Origin of the sequence: Streptococcus sp. GP0011 (genome assembly GCF_030546305.1) — a bacterium.
Lineage (GTDB): Bacteria > Bacillota > Bacilli > Lactobacillales > Streptococcaceae > Streptococcus.
In genome coordinates, this window is record NZ_JAUONR010000015.1 from 1 (window position 1) to 5,242 (window position 5,242).

The following is a 5,242-nucleotide window of genomic DNA, read 5'->3' on the forward strand; positions in this document are numbered from 1 at the left end:
AGCTAAGCGACTTCCATATCTCACAGGGGGCAACCCCCAACTACTTCCGGCGTTCTAGGGCTTAACTGCTGTGTTCGGCATGGGTACAGGTGTATCTCCTAGGCTATCGTCACTTAACTCTGAGTAATACCTACTCAAAATTGAATATCTATCAAATACCAAGAAAACCTCACACTTCGTATTCTCAGTTACTTTGGATAAGTCCTCGAGCTATTAGTATTAGTCCGCTACATGTGTCGCCACACTTCCACTTCTAACCTATCTACCTGATCATCTCTCAGGGCTCTTACTGATATAAAATCATGGGAAATCTCATCTTGAGGTGGGTTTCACACTTAGATGCTTTCAGCGTTTATCCCTTCCCTACATAGCTACCCAGCGATGCCTTTGGCAAGACAACTGGTACACCAGCGGTAAGTCCACTCTGGTCCTCTCGTACTAGGAGCAGATCCTCTCAAATTTCCTACGCCCGCGACGGATAGGGACCGAACTGTCTCACGACGTTCTGAACCCAGCTCGCGTGCCGCTTTAATGGGCGAACAGCCCAACCCTTGGGACCGACTACAGCCCCAGGATGCGACGAGCCGACATCGAGGTGCCAAACCTCCCCGTCGATGTGAACTCTTGGGGGAGATAAGCCTGTTATCCCCAGGGTAGCTTTTATCCGTTGAGCGATGGCCCTTCCATACGGAACCACCGGATCACTAAGCCCGACTTTCGTCCCTGCTCGAGTTGTAGCTCTCGCAGTCAAGCTCCCTTATACCTTTACACTCTGCGAATGATTTCCAACCATTCTGAGGGAACCTTTGGGCGCCTCCGTTACCTTTTAGGAGGCGACCGCCCCAGTCAAACTGCCCGTCAGACACTGTCTCCGATAGGGATAACCTATCCGGGTTAGAGTGGCCATAACACAAGGGTAGTATCCCAACAACGTCTCCTTCGAAACTGGCGTCCCGATCTCTTAGACTCCTACCTATCCTGTACATGTGGTACAGACACTCAATATCAAACTGCAGTAAAGCTCCATGGGGTCTTTCCGTCCTGTCGCGGGTAACCTGCATCTTCACAGGTACTAAAATTTCACCGAGTCTCTCGTTGAGACAGTGCCCAAATCATTACGCCTTTCGTGCGGGTCGGAACTTACCCGACAAGGAATTTCGCTACCTTAGGACCGTTATAGTTACGGCCGCCGTTTACTGGGGCTTCAATTCATACCTTCGGATTACTCCTAAGCACTCCTCTTAACCTTCCAGCACCGGGCAGGCGTCACCCCCTATACATCATCTTACGATTTAGCAGAGAGCTGTGTTTTTGATAAACAGTTGCTTGGGCCTATTCACTGCGGCTGACTTAAAGTCAGCACCCCTTCTCCCGAAGTTACGGGGTCATTTTGCCGAGTTCCTTAACGAGAGTTCTCTCGCTCACCTGAGGCTACTCGCCTCGACTACCTGTGTCGGTTTGCGGTACGGGTAGAGTATGTTTAAACGCTAGAAGCTTTTCTTGGCAGTGTGACGTCACTAACTTCGCTACTAAACTTCGCTCCCCATCACAGCTCAATGTTATAGAACTAAGCATTTAACTCAATTCACACCTCACTGCTTAGACAGACACTTCCATTCGTCTGCTTTAGTTAGCCTACTGCGTCCCTCCATCACTACATACTCTAGTACAGGAATATCAACCTGTTGTCCATCGGATACACCTTTCGGTCTCTCCTTAGGTCCCGACTAACCCAGGGCGGACGAGCCTTCCCCTGGAAACCTTAGTCTTACGGTGGACAGGATTCTCACCTGTCTTTCGCTACTCATACCGGCATTCTCACTTCTATGCGTTCCAGCACTCCTCACGGTATACCTTCTTCACACATAGAACGCTCTCCTACCATACCTATAAAGGTATCCACAGCTTCGGTAAATTGTTTTAGCCCCGGTACATTTTCGGCGCAGGGTCACTCGACTAGTGAGCTATTACGCACTCTTTGAATGAATAGCTGCTTCTAAGCTAACATCCTAGTTGTCTGTGCAACCCCACATCCTTTTCCACTTAACAATTATTTTGGGACCTTAGCTGGTGGTCTGGGCTGTTTCCCTTTCGACTACGGATCTTAGCACTCGCAGTCTGACTGCCGACCATAATTCATTGGCATTCGGAGTTTATCTGAGATTGGTAATCCGGGATGGACCCCTCACCCAAACAGTGCTCTACCTCCAAGAATCTTGATGTCGACGCTAGCCCTAAAGCTATTTCGGAGAGAACCAGCTATCTCCAAGTTCGTTTGGAATTTCTCCGCTACCCACAAGTCATCCAAGCACTTTTCAACGTGCCCTGGTTCGGTCCTCCAGTGCGTCTTACCGCACCTTCAACCTGCTCATGGGTAGGTCACATGGTTTCGGGTCTACGACATGATACTAAGGCGCCCTATTCAGACTCGGTTTCCCTGCGGCTCCGTCTCTTCAACTTAACCTCGCATCATATCGTAACTCGCCGGTTCATTCTACAAAAGGCACGCTCTCACCCATTAACGGGCTCGAACTTGTTGTAGGCACACGGTTTCAGGTTCTATTTCACTCCCCTCCCGGGGTGCTTTTCACCTTTCCCTCACGGTACTGGTTCACTATCGGTCACTAGGGAGTATTTAGGGTTGGGAGATGGTCCTCCCAGATTCCGACGGGATTTCACGTGTCCCGCCGTACTCAGGATACTGCTAGGTACAAAGACTATTTTAAATACGAGGCTGTTACTCTCTTTGGCTGATCTTCCCAAATCATTCTTCTATAATCTTTGAGTCCACATTGCAGTCCTACAACCCCGAAGAGTAAACTCTTCGGTTTGCCCTCCTGCCGTTTCGCTCGCCGCTACTAAGGCAATCGCTTTTGCTTTCTCTTCCTGCAGCTACTTAGATGTTTCAGTTCACTGCGTCTTCCTCCTCACATCCTTAACAGATGCGGGTAACAGGTAGTACCTGTTGGGTTCCCCCATTCGGAAATCCCTGGATCATCGCTTACTTACAGCTACCCAAGGCATATCGTCGTTTGTCACGTCCTTCTTCGGCTCCTAGTGCCAAGGCATCCACCGTGCGCCCTTATTAACTTAACCTTATTTTTTGACCTTTCAGTCATAAACTCTTTTAATACTACAGCGTTTCGGTTTATTTTCTTGTTACTATTTGATATAGATATTCAATTTTCAATGTGCATTACTTGGTGATCTCTCACCAATGGAGCCTAGCGGGATCGAACCGCTGACCTCCTGCGTGCAAAGCAGGCGCTCTCCCAGCTGAGCTAAGGCCCCACAAGACCTCTCAAGACTAAACAAGACCAATGTGCAGTTCCTTATCCTTAGAAAGGAGGTGATCCAGCCGCACCTTCCGATACGGCTACCTTGTTACGACTTCACCCCAATCATCTATCCCACCTTAGGCGGCTGGCTCCTAAAAGGTTACCTCACCGACTTCGGGTGTTACAAACTCTCGTGGTGTGACGGGCGGTGTGTACAAGGCCCGGGAACGTATTCACCGCGGCGTGCTGATCCGCGATTACTAGCGATTCCGACTTCATGTAGGCGAGTTGCAGCCTACAATCCGAACTGAGACTGGCTTTAAGAGATTAGCTTGCCGTCACCGGCTTGCGACTCGTTGTACCAGCCATTGTAGCACGTGTGTAGCCCAGGTCATAAGGGGCATGATGATTTGACGTCATCCCCACCTTCCTCCGGTTTATTACCGGCAGTCTCGCTAGAGTGCCCAACTGAATGATGGCAACTAACAATAGGGGTTGCGCTCGTTGCGGGACTTAACCCAACATCTCACGACACGAGCTGACGACAACCATGCACCACCTGTCACCTCTGTCCCGAAGGAAAACTCTATCTCTAGAGCGGTCAGAGGGATGTCAAGACCTGGTAAGGTTCTTCGCGTTGCTTCGAATTAAACCACATGCTCCACCGCTTGTGCGGGCCCCCGTCAATTCCTTTGAGTTTCAACCTTGCGGTCGTACTCCCCAGGCGGAGTGCTTAATGCGTTAGCTGCGGCACTAAACCCCGGAAAGGGTCTAACACCTAGCACTCATCGTTTACGGCGTGGACTACCAGGGTATCTAATCCTGTTTGCTCCCCACGCTTTCGAGCCTCAGCGTCAGTTACAAGCCAGAGAGCCGCTTTCGCCACCGGTGTTCCTCCATATATCTACGCATTTCACCGCTACACATGGAATTCCACTCTCCCCTCTTGCACTCAAGTTAAACAGTTTCCAAAGCGTACTATGGTTAAGCCACAGCCTTTAACTTCAGACTTATCTAACCGCCTGCGCTCGCTTTACGCCCAATAAATCCGGACAACGCTCGGGACCTACGTATTACCGCGGCTGCTGGCACGTAGTTAGCCGTCCCTTTCTGGTAAGATACCGTCACAGTGTGAACTTTCCACTCTCACACTCGTTCTTCTCTTACAACAGAGCTTTACGATCCGAAAACCTTCTTCACTCACGCGGCGTTGCTCGGTCAGACTTCCGTCCATTGCCGAAGATTCCCTACTGCTGCCTCCCGTAGGAGTCTGGGCCGTGTCTCAGTCCCAGTGTGGCCGATCACCCTCTCAGGTCGGCTATGTATCGTTGCCTTGGTGAGCCGTTACCTCACCAACTAGCTAATACAACGCAGGTCCATCTGGTAGTGATGCAATTGCACCTTTTAAGCAAATGTCATGCGACATCTACTCTTATGCGGTATTAGCTATCGTTTCCAATAGTTATCCCCCGCTACCAGGCAGGTTACCTACGCGTTACTCACCCGTTCGCAACTCATCCAGAAGAGCAAGCTCCTCCTTCAGCGTTCTACTTGCATGTATTAGGCACGCCGCCAGCGTTCGTCCTGAGCCAGGATCAAACTCTCATTAAAAGTTTGAGTTCTCACTCATTTCTGTCACTGACAGATTTATTGTTTTTTTCATTGTTCAGTACTATAACTTCAGTTATAGTGCCCTGCACATTGGTTCGTCTTGTTCAGTTTTCAAAGGTCTTTGTCTCTCACTCCTCTCGTGAGCGACAACTATATTAGTATATCACAGCTACCTGCCTCTGTCAACAGATTTTTTAAACTTTTTTCAAGTTTTTTTAACCGCAATACACCATAGTCCGTACGGGATTCGAACCCGTGTTACCGCCGTGAAAAGGCGGTGTCTTAACCCCTTGACCAACGGACCTGAGCTTTTCAACTCTTTCTATTATACCTACTTTTTTACCTTTGTCAAG

The 5,242-nt window shown here is 49.5% G+C and carries 2 tRNA genes and 3 rRNA genes; all 5 read right to left on the reverse strand.

Annotated elements, in window-relative coordinates:
* Position 1 precedes the first annotated feature (1 nt).
* Positions 2 to 117 (reverse strand): 5S ribosomal RNA (rrf, locus tag Q4443_RS10305).
* Between the two features lie 76 nt (positions 118 to 193).
* A 23S ribosomal RNA gene (locus Q4443_RS10310) occupies positions 194 to 3,096 on the reverse strand.
* 122 nt (positions 3,097 to 3,218) lie between these two features.
* A tRNA-Ala gene (locus Q4443_RS10315) sits at positions 3,219 to 3,291 on the reverse strand.
* Between the two features lie 51 nt (positions 3,292 to 3,342).
* A 16S ribosomal RNA gene (locus tag Q4443_RS10320) occupies positions 3,343 to 4,889 on the reverse strand.
* Together the 16S, 23S and 5S rRNA genes with 2 tRNA genes alongside form the textbook arrangement of a ribosomal RNA operon.
* A 232-nt stretch (positions 4,890 to 5,121) precedes the next feature.
* A tRNA-Glu gene (locus Q4443_RS10325) sits at positions 5,122 to 5,193 on the reverse strand.
* Positions 5,194 to 5,242 lie beyond the last annotated feature (49 nt).